This is a genomic window from Bacillus swezeyi (genome assembly GCF_001969815.1).
Classification (GTDB): Bacteria; Bacillota; Bacilli; order Bacillales; family Bacillaceae; genus Bacillus; species Bacillus swezeyi.
Genome location: NZ_MRBK01000003.1, coordinates 193,330 through 207,845, shown reverse-complemented (window position 1 = coordinate 207,845; position 14,516 = coordinate 193,330). Strand labels below are relative to the sequence as shown.

The 14,516-nt window shown below is 44.6% G+C and carries 16 protein-coding genes; 4 read left to right on the top strand and 12 right to left on the bottom strand.

What is annotated here, in order from left to right; all coding sequences use genetic code 11:
- Window positions 1-46 precede the first annotated feature (46 nt).
- Window positions 47-478, bottom strand: coding sequence for a YppG family protein (locus BTA30_RS02795; RefSeq protein ID WP_076758976.1), 432 nt, complete (start codon window positions 476-478; stop codon window positions 47-49).
- 181 nt (window positions 479-659) lie between these two features.
- Between BTA30_RS02795 and BTA30_RS02790 the strand changes: the two genes are divergently transcribed.
- Window positions 660-860 (top strand): YppF family protein, encoded by a 201-nt coding sequence (locus BTA30_RS02790; protein ID WP_076758974.1) that lies wholly within the window; start codon window positions 660-662, stop codon window positions 858-860.
- A 28-nt stretch (window positions 861-888) separates the two neighbouring features.
- Here the strand turns inward: BTA30_RS02790 and BTA30_RS02785 are convergent, their stop codons facing one another.
- Together BTA30_RS02785 and BTA30_RS02780 are read right to left on the bottom strand one after the other, a co-directional pair.
- A complete protein-coding gene (locus BTA30_RS02785; protein ID WP_076758972.1) occupies window positions 889-1,263 on the bottom strand; it encodes a YppE family protein in 375 nt (124 codons plus the stop codon).
- Window positions 1,264-1,317: 54 nt separating this feature from the next.
- Window positions 1,318-1,545 (bottom strand): DUF5446 family protein, encoded by a 228-nt coding sequence (locus BTA30_RS02780; RefSeq protein ID WP_076758970.1) that lies wholly within the window; start codon window positions 1,543-1,545, stop codon window positions 1,318-1,320.
- A gap of 201 nt (window positions 1,546-1,746) precedes the next feature.
- Between BTA30_RS02780 and sspM the strand changes: the two genes are divergently transcribed.
- On the top strand, window positions 1,747-1,851 hold the full coding sequence (gene sspM, locus BTA30_RS02775) for an acid-soluble spore protein SspM (RefSeq protein WP_076758967.1): 105 nt from the start codon (window positions 1,747-1,749) through the stop codon (window positions 1,849-1,851).
- 32 nt (window positions 1,852-1,883) lie between these two features.
- Here the strand turns inward: sspM and BTA30_RS02770 are convergent, their stop codons facing one another.
- Entirely contained in the window at window positions 1,884-2,843 is a 960-nt protein-coding gene (locus BTA30_RS02770; protein ID WP_083696927.1) for a DUF2515 domain-containing protein, read from the bottom strand.
- Window positions 2,844-2,894: 51 nt separating this feature from the next.
- Here BTA30_RS02770 and recU point away from each other — a divergent pair, with 51 nt between their 5' ends.
- Entirely contained in the window at window positions 2,895-3,494 is a 600-nt protein-coding gene (recU, locus tag BTA30_RS02765; protein ID WP_076758965.1) for a Holliday junction resolvase RecU, read from the top strand.
- Between the two features lie 58 nt (window positions 3,495-3,552).
- Window positions 3,553-6,207, top strand: a complete 2,655-nt coding sequence (locus tag BTA30_RS02760) for a penicillin-binding protein 1A (protein ID WP_076758963.1) — start codon at window positions 3,553-3,555, stop codon at window positions 6,205-6,207.
- 20 nt (window positions 6,208-6,227) lie between these two features.
- Here the strand turns inward: BTA30_RS02760 and BTA30_RS02755 are convergent, their stop codons facing one another.
- The 8 genes from BTA30_RS02755 to dinG form a co-directional block, all read right to left on the bottom strand.
- The gene (locus tag BTA30_RS02755) at window positions 6,228-6,731 is read right to left on the bottom strand and encodes a YpoC family protein (protein WP_076758961.1); all 504 of its coding nucleotides are present in this window, start codon (window positions 6,729-6,731) and stop codon (window positions 6,228-6,230) included.
- Window positions 6,728-7,390 (bottom strand): endonuclease III, encoded by a 663-nt coding sequence (nth, locus tag BTA30_RS02750; protein ID WP_076758959.1) that lies wholly within the window; start codon window positions 7,388-7,390, stop codon window positions 6,728-6,730. The genes BTA30_RS02755 and nth overlap by 4 nt, the downstream gene beginning before the upstream one ends.
- 17 nt (window positions 7,391-7,407) lie before the next feature.
- Window positions 7,408-8,103: a DnaD domain-containing protein gene (locus BTA30_RS02745; protein ID WP_076758957.1), complete on the bottom strand. Its 696-nt coding sequence runs from the start codon at window positions 8,101-8,103 to the stop codon at window positions 7,408-7,410.
- A 76-nt stretch (window positions 8,104-8,179) separates the two neighbouring features.
- The gene (gene asnS / locus BTA30_RS02740; RefSeq protein ID WP_076758955.1) at window positions 8,180-9,472 is read right to left on the bottom strand and encodes an asparagine--tRNA ligase; all 1,293 of its coding nucleotides are present in this window, start codon (window positions 9,470-9,472) and stop codon (window positions 8,180-8,182) included.
- Window positions 9,473-9,635: 163 nt separating this feature from the next.
- A complete protein-coding gene (locus BTA30_RS02735) occupies window positions 9,636-10,820 on the bottom strand; it encodes a pyridoxal phosphate-dependent aminotransferase (RefSeq protein ID WP_076758952.1) in 1,185 nt (394 codons plus the stop codon).
- Window positions 10,821-10,842: 22 nt separating this feature from the next.
- Entirely contained in the window at window positions 10,843-11,328 is a 486-nt protein-coding gene (tseB, locus tag BTA30_RS02730; RefSeq protein ID WP_076758949.1) for a cell wall elongation/penicillin-binding protein regulator TseB, read from the bottom strand.
- 9 nt (window positions 11,329-11,337) lie between these two features.
- Entirely contained in the window at window positions 11,338-11,508 is a 171-nt protein-coding gene (locus BTA30_RS02725; protein WP_076758946.1) for a YpmA family protein, read from the bottom strand.
- Window positions 11,509-11,648: 140 nt separating this feature from the next.
- Complete coding sequence (dinG, locus tag BTA30_RS02720; protein ID WP_076758944.1) at window positions 11,649-14,456, bottom strand: ATP-dependent DNA helicase DinG; 2,808 nt, start codon at window positions 14,454-14,456, stop codon at window positions 11,649-11,651.
- Window positions 14,457-14,516 lie beyond the last annotated feature (60 nt).

The window sequence follows — 14,516 nt, the reverse complement described above, 5'->3', positions numbered from 1 at the left end:
TTTTGTCAACAATCTGAGCATGAATGATCTTCATCCATGCTTTTTTTCACTTAAAGAATCCGATAAAGCCTTTTGCCAGCGATCCCACCTGATTGACCGTACTCATCATTTGGCCTGCCGTATCCATCATTTTACTAAAATCAAGCTGGCCGTTCTTTTTCTTAAATTGCGACAGAAAGCTCTGAAATTGGGCAGGCTGATGGAGGTTTGGCCGTGGTGAAGGATATGGGTTCGGGTAAGGAAATGGATGAAACGGCTGCATGTGCTGCTGAACAGGCTGATGGACAGGTTGCTGGTAAGCTGAGAACGGATCCACATTTTGCTCAAACGGCTGCTGATAAGCCGGCGGACGCTGGACAGGCGCCTGTTCCTGGCTGTAGTAGTGCTGAACAGGCTGGTTCATCTGGAACTCCGGATATGCAGGATAGGACGCCTGCGGGCCTAAATAGGGATATCTGGCGGCTCTCCTCTCTTCCATCATTCATCTCTCCTTCTAGAGCCCCTTTTTTATAAGTGTATGACACGACAGCATTTCCCGTTCCAAAGCGAATGTCACAATTCTGTCAAAAAGTGTCGAAAGTTTTAATTTTTGAAAAACAGAAAAAAGTCGAATTGTTATGGTACTATATTATTAATAAGAACGAGAGGGGATGCACCATATGAACGTATCATACTTAAGAAATTGTTTTGCCGAGATGAAGCAGTACGAGACAGACTGTATGAATAAGCTGATGGATTTTGCCAAGTTTTTGTATATCCAGGGACATCTGACATTAAACGAATTTCGCACGAGTATGAAAGTTCTTGAAGCGAATGGAGCACAGCACCCTGCTTATGACATGAATTCAGACGCCAGCTGAATAAAGATTTAGAAAAGGAGACTGGTGATTATGCCCGGTCTCCTTTTAATATATCGTCTTCAATGTTTTTCAGTGTATAAAGCACAGATTCAGCAAGATCTTTAAAGCGCTTTTTGTGTATTTTGCAGAAATACGACTGCAAAACGATCTCATTCAGATTTTCTTCAACCGAATTCAGCTGTTCTTCATACATGTATTTTGGACGGTATTCCTTTATATATGAAAAGCTTTCCCGCAGCCAGCTTTTCACTGCCTGTTCGCACCGCTCGACAGAAGGTTTGACAACGTTGAAAAAATCGTGTTCCCCGCCTTCCTCCCTGCCCTTTTTATAGCGTTCCTCCGCTTCTTTTGTCAGGGCGATTAATTCCTGTGTCTTTGCAAGAAAAGATTGTATATCCAACATGTTCACCTCGAAGGCTATCGTACCAAAGGAAAAGGTTCAACACAACGAATTCATTTAAGCGGACTCTCCATGAGGCTCTACTCCCATCAGCGTGCTGTTTAAGCAGGATGAGAGCTCTGTCAGTTCTTTTTCGATAAGGTCAAGCCGTTCGTTCCAGGCGGTGCTTTTTTCATGTTTTAGTCTGTTTACGGCTTTGGTCAGCGCTGTTTCCGCAGAAGCGAGTTCTGTTTCCGTTTCCAAAAGCATTTGAAGGACCGAGTCTTTGCTTGCAAATTCGCTCATTTGCTTCCCTCCTTTTTTATGGCCATCTATGCATTCTCCCTCTCCTGCCGCCTCTCCTTCACAGTTGACAAAACTAGAAGGAAACCGCCAAAGAAATTCAATTTCCCTCAGGACGCTTCCGTTTCGACAAAACGGCTCCGCGAAAAATGGTATGAACGGCACTTTTTCTGCGAAATCTATAAAGGTAAGGAGGTGCCTGCTGTGGAAAACAACAAAAAGAAATCCCCTGCAAAAACCAAACCAGATACGAAACAGACAGATACATTGGATAAAAAATTAGGCGGACCAAACCGGCCGTCCACTTAAAAAGCAAGGAAATTCCTTGCTTTTTTTCTTTCCTATCTCTTTTTCAGCCAATGTTCCAGCGAAAAAACAGCTTGGAGCTGCCTTCTTTTTTGAAAATACCATTCCGTTAATTCGATGGTTTTCGGCAGCTTTTCATCTCGAAACATCCCCTCCCTGCTTCCCCCGCGAAACCAATCGCATTTTGATCCGTCTAATGAATGGGTGATGACGGGGTAGCAGGTTCTTAAAAATGGCGAGGACCTGGTGTTAACCCCAGCCCAGCGCTCCATATCAAAACGCGACCCGGTATGCGGCACACAGGATGTAAAATGGAAGAAAGCCGGAAAAAGCTCAGGCCTGAACAGCAGCTGGCTTAATTGCTTGCCAAGTTTGATCCTTTCTTTTAAACTTGAAAACCGTTTAACAGACACGCCGTAAAAAACGCCTTCAACCGTCGGGAAAATCACCGTGTTGAAATGAAGCCATTCACAGACCTGAAAAGGAATCGTGCGAAAAACATTCTTTTTGAACAGAGGATTTTGTATAATAGGAGTTTGGATAGTGTTTTGTTCATTTATAATGAGAGCATACATGAGCCTTTTTTGATCGTGCTCATGCCAAAATCGCTCCCACTCCGTTTTCATAAACGAAGAAACGCCAAAAGCGGGAAGCAAATGGAAAAGAGGCCGTCCGAGCAGTTTGGACCACTGATATAAAAGGAGCTGCGGGTATGCATCAGAAAAAATCAGCCAGTTCGCTCTTTCATACATGATAAACAGCCAATTCTGCTGAACATCCGTAAGACCGAGCTGAAAGAGGCGCCCTTTTAAATCAGTCATCGACCAGCCGGCATTGCGGGAAACAAATGAAGCCAAAAGCGACCACTTGATCTCCGGGTGGCGGTCAAAGTAGCTTTTGTATGCATTTGTCCGGGAAATATTATCTTTATTCAGTTTTCCGGTTTGCTCTTGTATGCGGCGCGTCAGTTCTGCTCCGGACATTGTGTTGCGCAAATTAAACACTTCCGTTTGTATCCAGATTTCTCTAAAAGGAGGATGAAGAAAGTGATTCGATATCCGAACGGCAAAACCTATCAGCCGAAACAAGCTGCCTCATCCTTAAATAAGAAGCCGTCGTCATATAGCAATCGCGGGATGACCCTCGAAGACGATCTAAATGAAACGAATATGTATTATCTGTCTCATTCGATTGCGGTGATTCATAAAAAACCGACACCTGTTCAGATTGTACAGGTCGATTACCCGAAACGAAGCGCCGCGGTCATAAAAGAAGCATATTTCAAGCAGTCGTCAACTACTGATTATAATGGGATTTATAAAGGGCGCTACATCGATTTTGAAGCAAAAGAAACGAAGAACCGAACATCTTTCCCCCTGCAGAATTTTCACGATCACCAGATCGAACACATGAAGCAGGTCGTAGCTCAAGACGGTATTTGTTTTGTTATTATATCCGCATTTGACGAAATTTATATTTTGGAAGCAGAAAAATTATTTTATTTCTGGGAGCGCAAGCAGAAAAACGGCAGAAAATCGATTCGAAAAGATGAACTGCAGGAAGCCGCTCACCCCATTTCGCTTGGATACTCGCCAAGAATTGATTATATTAAAGTTATTGACCAGTTGTATTTTTCGCCATCATAAATTATGATTTTAAAGTCATGTGAGCGGGAAAGGTTTAACTACGAAAGGTTGAGATGTTATGTCAGATCAATTTAACAGCCGCCAGGAACGGCGAAGAGCCCAGCAGGGCAAAAGCAGGTCTAATACTCATACTAAACCAAAGAAAAAAAAGAAAGCAGGACTCTTTAAGAAAATTCTTTTATCCATTTTAATCGTCGGTGTCATCGGCTTGATCGCCGGAGGCGTCACTTTTGCAGTCATGGTTGCTGACGCACCGTCCCTTGACGAAGCAAAACTGAAAACGCCGTACTCTTCCACCATTTATGATAAAAACGGAAAAGAAATAGCGGAAATCGGTTCGGAAAAACGGACATACGTGTCGATTAAAGACATACCCGATTCCGTGAAAAACGCATTTCTCGCGACCGAAGATGCCCGTTTCTACGATCACCACGGAGTGGATCCAATCCGGATCGGAGGAGCGCTTTTAGCCAACTTTGAAGGCGGATTCGGCTCTGAGGGCGGAAGTACGATCACACAGCAGGTCGTTAAAAACTCCCTTCTGTCACATGAAAAAACAGTGAAACGAAAAGTCCAGGAAGTATGGCTTTCATTCCAGCTTGAAAGAAAATATTCAAAAGACGAAATTCTTGAAATGTATTTAAACCGGATTTACTTCTCACCGCAGGCCTACGGCGTCGGTAAAGCCGCGGAACAGTTCTACGGGGTCAAAGATCTTAACGACTTGACGATTGAGCAGGCCGCAACACTAGCCGGCATGCCGCAAAGCCCGAACAACTATAACCCGATTAAACATCCGGAAAAAGCTGAGAAAAGGCGTAATGTAGTCCTAAGCCTGATGAATAAACACGGGTTTATATCTGACGCAGATTACAGCAAAGCGAAAAAAGTATCGGTCAAAAAAGGCCTTGTGTCTGCTAAGGAGTACGCTAAAACAACTTCCAACAAGTACAACGCATTTGTCGAAGAGGTCATCGATGAAGTCGAATCAAAAGCAAATGTCAATCCTAATACAGATGGACTAAAAATATATACGACGCTTGATACAGACGCACAGGACTATTTAAATGAACTGATGGACGGTGATACCGTTCAGCTCAGCGATAAAATGATGGCCGGCTTAACACTGCTTGATACAAAAACCGGTGAAGTCCGAGCGCTGGGCGGCAATATGACGCCAGGCGGCTACAATTACGCGACTGAAATAGAACGTCAGCCGGGTTCAACGATTAAACCGGTCCTCGACTACGGCCCTGTCATTGAAAATGAAAAATGGTCAACGTTTGAGCAGATTAAAGATGAAGCATATACGTATTCAACGGGTACGCCGATTCATAACTATGACCGCGGCTACAAAGGCTGGATGTCGATGAGACAGGCGCTTGCCGATTCAAGAAACATCCCGGCTTTAAAAGCGTTCCAGGCAGCCGGAAAAGATAACGTCGGCAAGTTTGCAAACAATCTCGGCCTCAAGATTGATTCAGATGAATTGGTTGAATCATATGCGATCGGCGGTTTCAAGAAAGGCGTATCACCTATACAAATGGCCGGTGCATACAGCGCCTTCGGAAATAATGGCTACTATAATGAACCGCATACCGTCACAGCGGTGGAATTCAATGACGGCACAAAGCTCGATCTAACACCTGAATCAAAAGCTGCAATGAGCGATTACACCGCATTTATGATGACGGATATGCTGAAAACGGCCGTTCAGTCGGGAACTGGAACAGCCGCCCAAGTCTCAGGCGTCACAGTGGCGGGGAAAACCGGTACAACGAACTTCCCTGAATCTATCGTCAAAGAGCATGGCTTAAACCCAAACGGCGCGAGGGATTCGTGGTTTGTCGGCTATACGCCGCAATATACGGCAGCCGTCTGGACCGGTAAGAAAGGCTACAATTCGCTCAATACGAGCGAACAGCAAATCGCCAAGCTCATGTTTAAAAAGCTGATCGCCAATGTTGACGACGGCAGCGGCTCATTTGAGAAGCCGGACAGCGTCGTCGAAGCGACCGTTCTAAAAGGGTCGAACCCGCCTGTACTCGCCAGCAGCAATACGCCTAGCGATAAAAAGGTCACTGAGTACTTTGTAAAAGGCACACAGCCGACGACCGTTTCGAAAAAATATGAAGAAAAAGATGCAGCTAAGCCTTCCGGGCTGAGTGCAGAATACGATGAAGCTTCAAAAAGCATCAAGCTGAAATGGTCATACTCAGGAGAAGATGACGATGCCGTCTCATTTAAAGTCAAACAGTCTGTTGACGGCGGAGAATACAGCGAGGTTCAAAACAGCAGCGCCAAAGAAGCGGTCATTCCGAATGCGAAAGAAGGATCTGTCTACAAATTCCAAGTAACAGCCGTTACCGAAGACAGTGAAAGTGATCCTGCTTCTGTCACGCTTCAAGTCAACGCGCCTGATGATGAGTCAAAAACCGATGATGACGAGAAAAACAAGGATGATGAGAAGCAGAAGGCTGATGAAGACAAGGATAAAGACAAACAAAATAACGGCAATCAAAATCAGCCGGGTGATCAAAACCCAGACAATACAGATCAGAACAATCAAAATCCAGGCAACAATAACAAGGGCCGAGATGAAGATGATACCGATGATCAAAACAAAAATAAAGATAAAGATAAGGACAACAAAGATAACACAGATGATCAACCAACAGATTCCGGCGGCCAAACAGGCAGCACTTCAGATTAAATCCAAAAAGCCACTCACAGTCAGTGAGTGGCTTTTTTTTGCTTCATCGCAGTATATTTATAAAACTGTTTTTTCATCTCCGTAAATAATTCATCAAGCTGTATAAAACAATGGTATTGGGTCGGCTTTAACAGGATGAATTCGAGGCGCTCCATCCAATTAATCGGCTTTACGGGAAAACTTTTTTGAGTGAGTCTCTCCCAATTCAACGTTTCGACCGGCTCCCCCATCGTCCAGTGGAAGCTTGCGATTAAACAGCATACCCCGCTTAGCATCTCTTCTTCGCTGCATCTTGACTTCCTCGTTTGAAATACGGGTAGGAGCCTTTCTTTCGTATTCTCCCATATTTGAAAAAGGAGCGGCACCCATTCCAGTTCTTGCTCCCATGGTTTAAGGGCCCCCACTTTTCCGGCAAAATCAAAGTAAAGCGGATTTTCTGACAGAACGGCAAGCCGATCATCGCTTTCCGGCTTTCGCTCCCTCAATGTTTTTTCAAATGCATCTAAAAGTGAAACGCTTGTCACGGCAGCTTCACCAGCCCTTTTTTATATCGTTTTTGCCCTTCCCTGCACAAAGAAAACAGAGGACATTCTTCACATTGCGGCCTTTGCGCCTTGCAGTGGTACCGTCCGAAAAAAATGAGCCGATGGTGGGTTACAGACCATTCGGATTCAGGGATTTTTTTCATTAATGTTTTTTCAACTTCCGTAACTGAATCCTTCCAGCGGCAAAAACCGAGCCTTTTGGAGACACGCTCCACATGGGTGTCCACGGCTATGGCCGGCACGCCAAAGGCAACCGAAACAACGACATTGGCGGTCTTTCTCCCTACGCCGGGAAGCTTCACCAGCTCATCTCTGTCCCGCGGCACTTCTCCCCCATATTCTTCAATCAGCATTTTACAGAGCTTTTGAATGTTTTTCGCTTTATTGCGGTATAAGCCGATCGATCTAATATCCTGCTGAAGCTCTTCCAGCGGGACAGCGAGATAATCTTCAGGCTTTTTATATTTTTGGAAGAGCGTTTTCGTTACTTTGTTCACCAAGACATCTGTACATTGCGCGGATAAAGCGACAGCGATGACCAGTTCAAACGGATTGTCATGAACCAGTTCGCATTCTGCATTCGGAAACATCTCACCAATTGTTTCTAAACAAAACTCGATCTGCTTTTTCGTTAACATTTCTTCACCTTTTCACTTTAATGTTCAAGCCAATTGTAAAAAGGAACCTGTCTTGTATACTCCTTTTGCTCGCTTTGCCGGGGCGACTTCTGTCTGAATTTTTGGCTGTAGCTCGCGGCTTGTTCAATTGTTGTAATTCCGTTTTTCTTCCATTCGAAAAGAATGCGGTCAATGTAGCGAAAATTCAATTTTCCTGACATGACAGCCTCTTTTAATGCCTGCTTGATCATCTGGACATCGTGGTGATCCTGGTCAAGCCAGATGCTGAGCGTCTCGCATTCCAACGGAGACAAAGGTCTCGCAAACTCTTCTTCAAAAATCGTATAAAGACTTTTTTGTTCGCCTTCATGCCGTTCATCCTGCTTTTTTTTCTCGGCCATTTCAAGATATTCAAACAGCTTGCCCCAAAGAGGCTCGAGCGAATATTTTTCAAACTTGATGCCGTGCTGGTCTTCGCATTCTTCTATATAGATAAAGCCTTTTTGTATGAACATTCTCAGCATATGCATACACTGTTCAGTCGCAATCGACATCGTTTTGCTCAATTCTTCGGGCGTTGGAAAAAAAGAGCCTCTTTCCACATGCATTTTAATGTTTAACAGCAGCATGAACTCTGTCTCATTAAGGCCAAGCTCCCGATAATTCACGAAGAGCAGATTTGGAACACTGACAGATCCCATTTCCTGCAACTTAATAAATTGCTGTTTTTTCATTCGATACACCTCTTACCTTTCAGTATATCATGGATGACTGTGAAAAAGTCTCCTGTTAAAAGCAGGAGACTTTTTTTTAAGGATATAAACGATTTAAGAGTCTTGGGAACGGAATCGTTTCCCGTACATGCGGCGCACCGCTGATCCAGGCCACAGTCCGCTCCAAACCGAGGCCGAAGCCGGAATGCGGAACTGATCCGTATTGTCTCAGCTCAGCGTACCATTGATATGCGTCTGATTCCAAACCGTGCTCTTTCAGGCGCGCTTCAAGAAGCTCAAGGTCATGGATGCGTTCTGATCCGCCGATAACTTCACCATAGCCTTCCGGCGCAATTAAATCGGCGCATAGGACAACGTCTTCCCTGTCTGGCGCAGGCTGCATATAAAACGGCTTTAAAGATGTCGGATAATGTGTGATGAACACAGGCTTGTCATAGCTTTCGGCAATCGCCGTCTCATGAGGCGCCCCAAAATCATCTCCCCATTCAATGTCATCAAAGCCTTTTTCTTTTAAGAACTGAATCGCTTCATCATAAGTAATCCGCGGGAACGGCGCTTTGATCTGTTCAAGTTTGGAAGTATCTCTTCCAAGCGTATTCAGCTCGATTTTGCAGTTTTCAAGTACGCTTTGAATGATAAATGAGACGTAATTTTCCTGTACTTCAAGGTTTTCATTGAATTCGACAAACGCCATTTCCGGCTCAATCATCCAAAATTCAATCAGATGGCGCTTCGTTTTTGATTTTTCAGCTCTGAAAGTCGGTCCGAATGAAAAGACTTTTCCTAGAGCCATCGCGGCGGCTTCCATATAGAGCTGTCCGCTTTGCGACAGATACGCGTCTTCATCAAAATACTTTGTCGCAAAAAGCTCTGTCGTTCCTTCAGGAGCACTGCCGGTCAAAATCGGAGGATCGACTTTGACAAAGCCTTCCTTATTGAAAAATTCGTATGTAGCCCGAATGATTTCGTTGCGTATTTTCATTGTCGCATGCTGCCGCTTTGATCTGAGCCAAAGGTGTCTATGATCCATTAAAAACTCAGTTCCGTGCTCTTTCGGTGTGATCGGATAATCAGTCGCTTCGTGGATGACTTCAAGCGAAGTCACGGCAAGCTCGTAGCCAAGCGGTGAACGCTCATCTTCTTTGACAATGCCTTTTACATATAAAGATGTTTCCTGTGTGACCGATTTAGCGGTTTGAAAGATTTCTTCATCCACTTCCGCTTTGACGACAACCCCTTGAATAAAGCCGGTTCCGTCCCGAAGCTGTAAAAATGCGATTTTACCGCTTGAACGTTTGTTTGCGATCCAAGCACCGATTGTCACTTCTTTACCAACATGCTTGTACACTTGGTTTATTGTTGTTTTCACTGTTGTTTCCCTCCAAAACACGAAAGAAAAGGGGCATGCCCCTTTTCTCTCTGACATCCATAACGTATATTATACCTTTTTTCATCGGATAAGGTCAATGCAGTTCCCAAAGCGCGCTATCTGTCATCAAAAAAGCGTCCGGATGAGTGGACGCTTTTTTATCTCAGCTGCTGCGGCTGACCACAAAGCGGCGGATTCGTTTCACCGCTTCTTCTAAAAGTGACAACGACGTGGCATATGAGAGACGAATATTGTCCGGTGCGCCGAACCCTGATCCCGGAACAATCGCAACTTTCTCTTCTTCCAAAAGCGCCTCTGCGAATTCATCAACACTTCTAAAACCGCAGTTTGCCGCCGCTTTTTTCGCATTCGGGAATAAATAGAAGGCACCTTCAGGTTTCAAACATGTTAATCCCGGAATATCGACAAGCAGCTCATACACTTTGTTGAGCCGATCTTCAAAAGCCTTTCTCATTTCTTCAACAGGCTCGGACGGTCCGTTATATGCGGCAATGGCTCCGTATTGAGCGACAGATGTCGGATTAGATGTGCTGTGGCTGGCAAGGTTTGTCATCGCCTTGATCACGGTTTCGTTTCCTGCGGCATACCCGATTCTCCATCCGGTCATGCTGTGTGATTTTGACACACCATTAATGATGATCGTCTGATTTTTAAGCTCAGGAGAAAGCTGTGCAATCGACACATGTTTTCTGCCTCCATAAATCAGCTTTTCATAAATTTCATCGGAAACGATGAGAATATTGCGGCGAAGACATACTTCCCCAAGGGCTTTAAGCTCGGCTTCGGTATACATCATACCTGTCGGATTGCTTGGGGAATTGATGATGACCGCTTTTGTTTTTTCCGTCACGGCCTTTTCCAGCTGCTCCGGAGAAATCTTGAAGCTGTTTTCTTCAAGCCCTTCCACAAATACCGGCTTTCCTCCGGCAAGCTTAACCTGTTCAGGATAGCTTACCCAATATGGGGTCGGAATGATCACTTCGTCTTCTTCATCCAACAGCACTTGAAAAAGAGTGTAAAGAGCATGCTTTGCACCTGTACATACAATAATCTCCGACTGGCTGTATTCAATTCCCTGATCAAGCTTGAACTTTTCGCTGATACTTTCTTTAAGCGCAGCAAGACCGCCGGACGGCGTGTATTTTGTGTGTCCTTCATTCATGGAACGGACAGCCGCCTCGATGATGTGCTCAGGCGTATTAAAATCCGGTTCTCCTGCGCCGAGGCCGATTACATCATGCCCTGCCGCTTTTAATTCCTTTGCTTTTGCAGTGATTGCCAATGTTGCAGACGGTGTTAACGCTGATACTCTTTTAGCTAGATTCAACTTGATTTCCCCCTGTTTCATCTTAAGGCGTAATATTTTTGTGAATTTTTCCATTTATAAAGTCGACATAACTTAAACTGTATTGTTCATCTTGATTTAAGTATGTAACTTCCCACAATAGTACATTGCCTTCCCTTGCCAAGTGCACCTCTTTAAGTGTTGACATAAGGCCTTCATCCTGCACCGCTCTCGCAGCCTGCCGGCTTGTGATGCCGTCCGCCGCCTTTTTAAAAATCGTTTTCTGCTTGTTGTCAGCCGGCACCCAAACGTACATTTTTTCACCTTTTTGGTTTTTCCCCGCCACAATGTACTGTTTTTCTTTGCCGACAAACGTTTCCACGCTGTCAACCTCTTTTAAGTCAGCTTCCTTCTTTGCAGTTTCAGCAGCCTGCTTGTGGCCGCTCTCTTTTTGATTCATTGCTGTCTGGTAGACATTCGCCCCCGCAAGAATGGCTGTTACAAAAATAATACCAAATATCAGTGTGAAAATTAATGTTTTTTTGCCCATTTTTTGCTCCTATGTACGATAAATCGTAAAAATTGCCTGTTTTTGATCTTCTTCATCAAGAGCGAGCCCAAACATTAAATCATCGCGTTTGAGCGTCCGGTTTAACAGATCGACGATTTTGTAAAGATCTTCTGAATGCTGCACACTTACTGTAGAAAGAATTTCGATTTTATTATCCATTTTCAAATACCTCCGCACGAAACAATAATTGTCATTCATACTCTGTCTGCCAAAAGCCATACTAGTTGTTACAACGGGAAAAACCGTTTAAATAGACAGCCAAAAAATAAAACCTTAATCCACACCATTCCAAGAGCCGCTTAATGCGGCTTTTTAACATTCAGTCCGGAAATATAGGCTTCCATCTCAAGGAATGTCGGTTCTTCGACAGGAGCCGGGGGGAGCGCCTTCATAAATACCCTGCCATAGGAAGAGGTTCGAATCCGGCGGTCAAGGATGACGACTGTCCCGCTGTCTTCCTCAGAACGCAGCAGCCTGCCGATGCCCTGTCTAAAAGCCAAAACAGCTTCAGGAAGAGAAACCGCTTGAAACGGGCTTTCTCCCCTTCTCTTCGCCCTTTCACACTTGGCTGATTCAACCGGATGGTCGGGCGGCCTGAAAGGGAGCCTTGCAATCACCAGCGTTGTCAGCTCATCACCGGGAAAGTCAACACCTTCCCAAAAATGATTTGTTCCGAGAAGGACAGCATGCTGATATGATTTAAACAATTTCATGACCTTGGCGGGACTTCCTCCTGAAACACCCTGAGCCAGCAGCTGACAAGGAAAATCAGCCTCATTTTTCAATGCGTGATATACGGCGCGCAGCATGTCATGAGACGTAAACAAAACGAGCGCTTTAGCATTCTGCTGTTTGGCGAGCAACTTAATATACAGGGCAACATCATGAATATAATCTTCAGACTGATCGTTTTTAATCGGACTGATGTCTTTAGGAATCATGATTTTCATACGCTTATCATAAGAAAAAGGCGATTCAATCTGCAAGGTCCTCGGATAGAAGTCGCTTAAGCCGAGCTTTTTGATCATATAGCTGAATGAATTTTCAACCACAAGGGTTGCCGATGTCATCACAACGCTTTTTTTCTCGGTGAAAAACCGGTCAGCCAGCATTTCTCCTGCATCAAGCGGCTGAGCATAAACCGAGGCGGCATTTTTTGCCCCTTTGGCATCGATTTCAATCCAGACGACCTCATCCTTTACATGTTCGAAAAACAAACGGCCGAGCTTTTCGCCGTACTTTTTTAGATGGTTCATGCAGGACTGATATTCTTCTAAAAGAAACGCCTGGCGGCTTGTAAAAGACATGCTTTTTTCGTCGAGATTCTCCATTTGCTCGACAAACAGCTCATGCATATCAAACAGCATGGAGCACAGCCTTCTGGCCCCTTCCACAAGCCGGTTCCACGCTCTGTTTTCATTTTCAGGACCGACCTTATATAACAGACGATTTAGATCGTTTTTTGGTTTCCTCCGTTTCACAAAAGAATGGACAGCTGTAAAGAACATATCGCTTTCTTCAAAAAGAAGGCTGAGCCGCTCATCCATTTGAAAAAAAGAGTCGGCAGAGATGCCGGCAGAACGAAACAGACGCTCCGCTCTTTTTAAAAGCCCCTTCTGTTTCAGGGTGCCGAGCTGCATCAATTTTTTGTGCAGGGAAACGTAGTCGGCTCTCGTTCCATATTGTTCGCCCGCAACCCGTTCAAAGTGATGGGCTTCATCGATGATAAATGTATCCGCATCAACTGTGTGAACTCTTTGGCTGGCTTCACCCGTCAAAAGCAGGGCATGATTGGTAATGATCATATCGGCCTGTTTTGCCTTCTCTTTTGCCCGTTCATAAAAACACAATTCCCTTATTGGATGGGTTCGCGCAAACGACTGATGATCATAAGCTATTCTGTCCCAAAGCCGCTTGCCGCCTGAAGGAAGATTGATTTCAGACAAATCGCCTGTTTCTGTATCTGTGAGCCAAACGAGAATTTGCGCCTTAGCAAGGACGGCATCGTAATTATCATCATCCTCATGTAAAATATGCTCAAATTTGCGAATGCACAAATAATGGGAACGGCCTTTTAAAACGGCTGCCTTAACCGGAAACGGAAAGATCTTTACCATAAGCGGAATATCCCGATTCAAGATCTGCTGCTGCAGCAATGTCGTAAATGTGCTGATAACGACCGGTTTTCCTGTTTGTTTGGCATGAACGGCTGCAGGCACTAAATATCCAAGCGTTTTGCCGATTCCTGTAGCAGCTTCGATTAGGGCATGCTCATGATTGTCAAAAGCGGTCCACACCTCTTTCATCATTTTTGTTTGCCCTTCCCTGTTTTCAAAATGCTTCTGCAAAGAAGAGAGGCCGCCGGCTTCTTCCCATATGAGCGTGTCTTTCTTGACGCTGCGGCCCTCTTCCTCAGGTTCTTCATGGATGGACTCGGGCGCTTTAATCACAAATGAACCGACCTTTATATAGCCTGCTTCAAGATCGGTGCGGCTATCCTTTTCAATGATCAAACTGTCCAAAAGTTCCTGTGCGTCGCTGATCAAATGCCAAGATAAACGTCTGATCGCTTTCAGAACGGGAAGCGGGAGCTGCTTCAGCCTGTCTATCATATGTAAAAAAATGAAAGCGGTCACTTCTGCATCACTATCTGCCCTGTGCGGATTTTCATGCTCAAGCTTCAGCTCTTCGCTCAGCTCTGTCAGTTTGTATCCGTCAAAGCGGGGAAATACGATTCTCGCCAGCTCTACCGTATCAAGAACATCGCATTCAAGTTCACCGAAGCCGGCCCGCTTTAATTCATATTCGACAAATCCGAGATCAAAGTGGATATTATGGGCAATAAAACAGCTGTTATTGAGGAGTCTATATATATCTTCGGCAATAGCCGAAAACGGCTCTTCATGTTCAACCATTTCATTTGTGATTCCCGTCAGCTGCTCAATAAAAGCGGGAATAGGCTGATTTGGGTTAATATATTTGGAGAAACGTTCGGTAATTTGTCCATTTTCAATCACAACCGCTGCAATTTGAATGATTTTATCGCCTTTTTTCGGCGAATTCCCTGTCGTTTCCACATCAATAACTACATATCGTTGATTGTTCATTAAATGGACACCTCAATTTTGATACGTTCGACAAAAGTGTAACACGTTTTAGAAAGATTC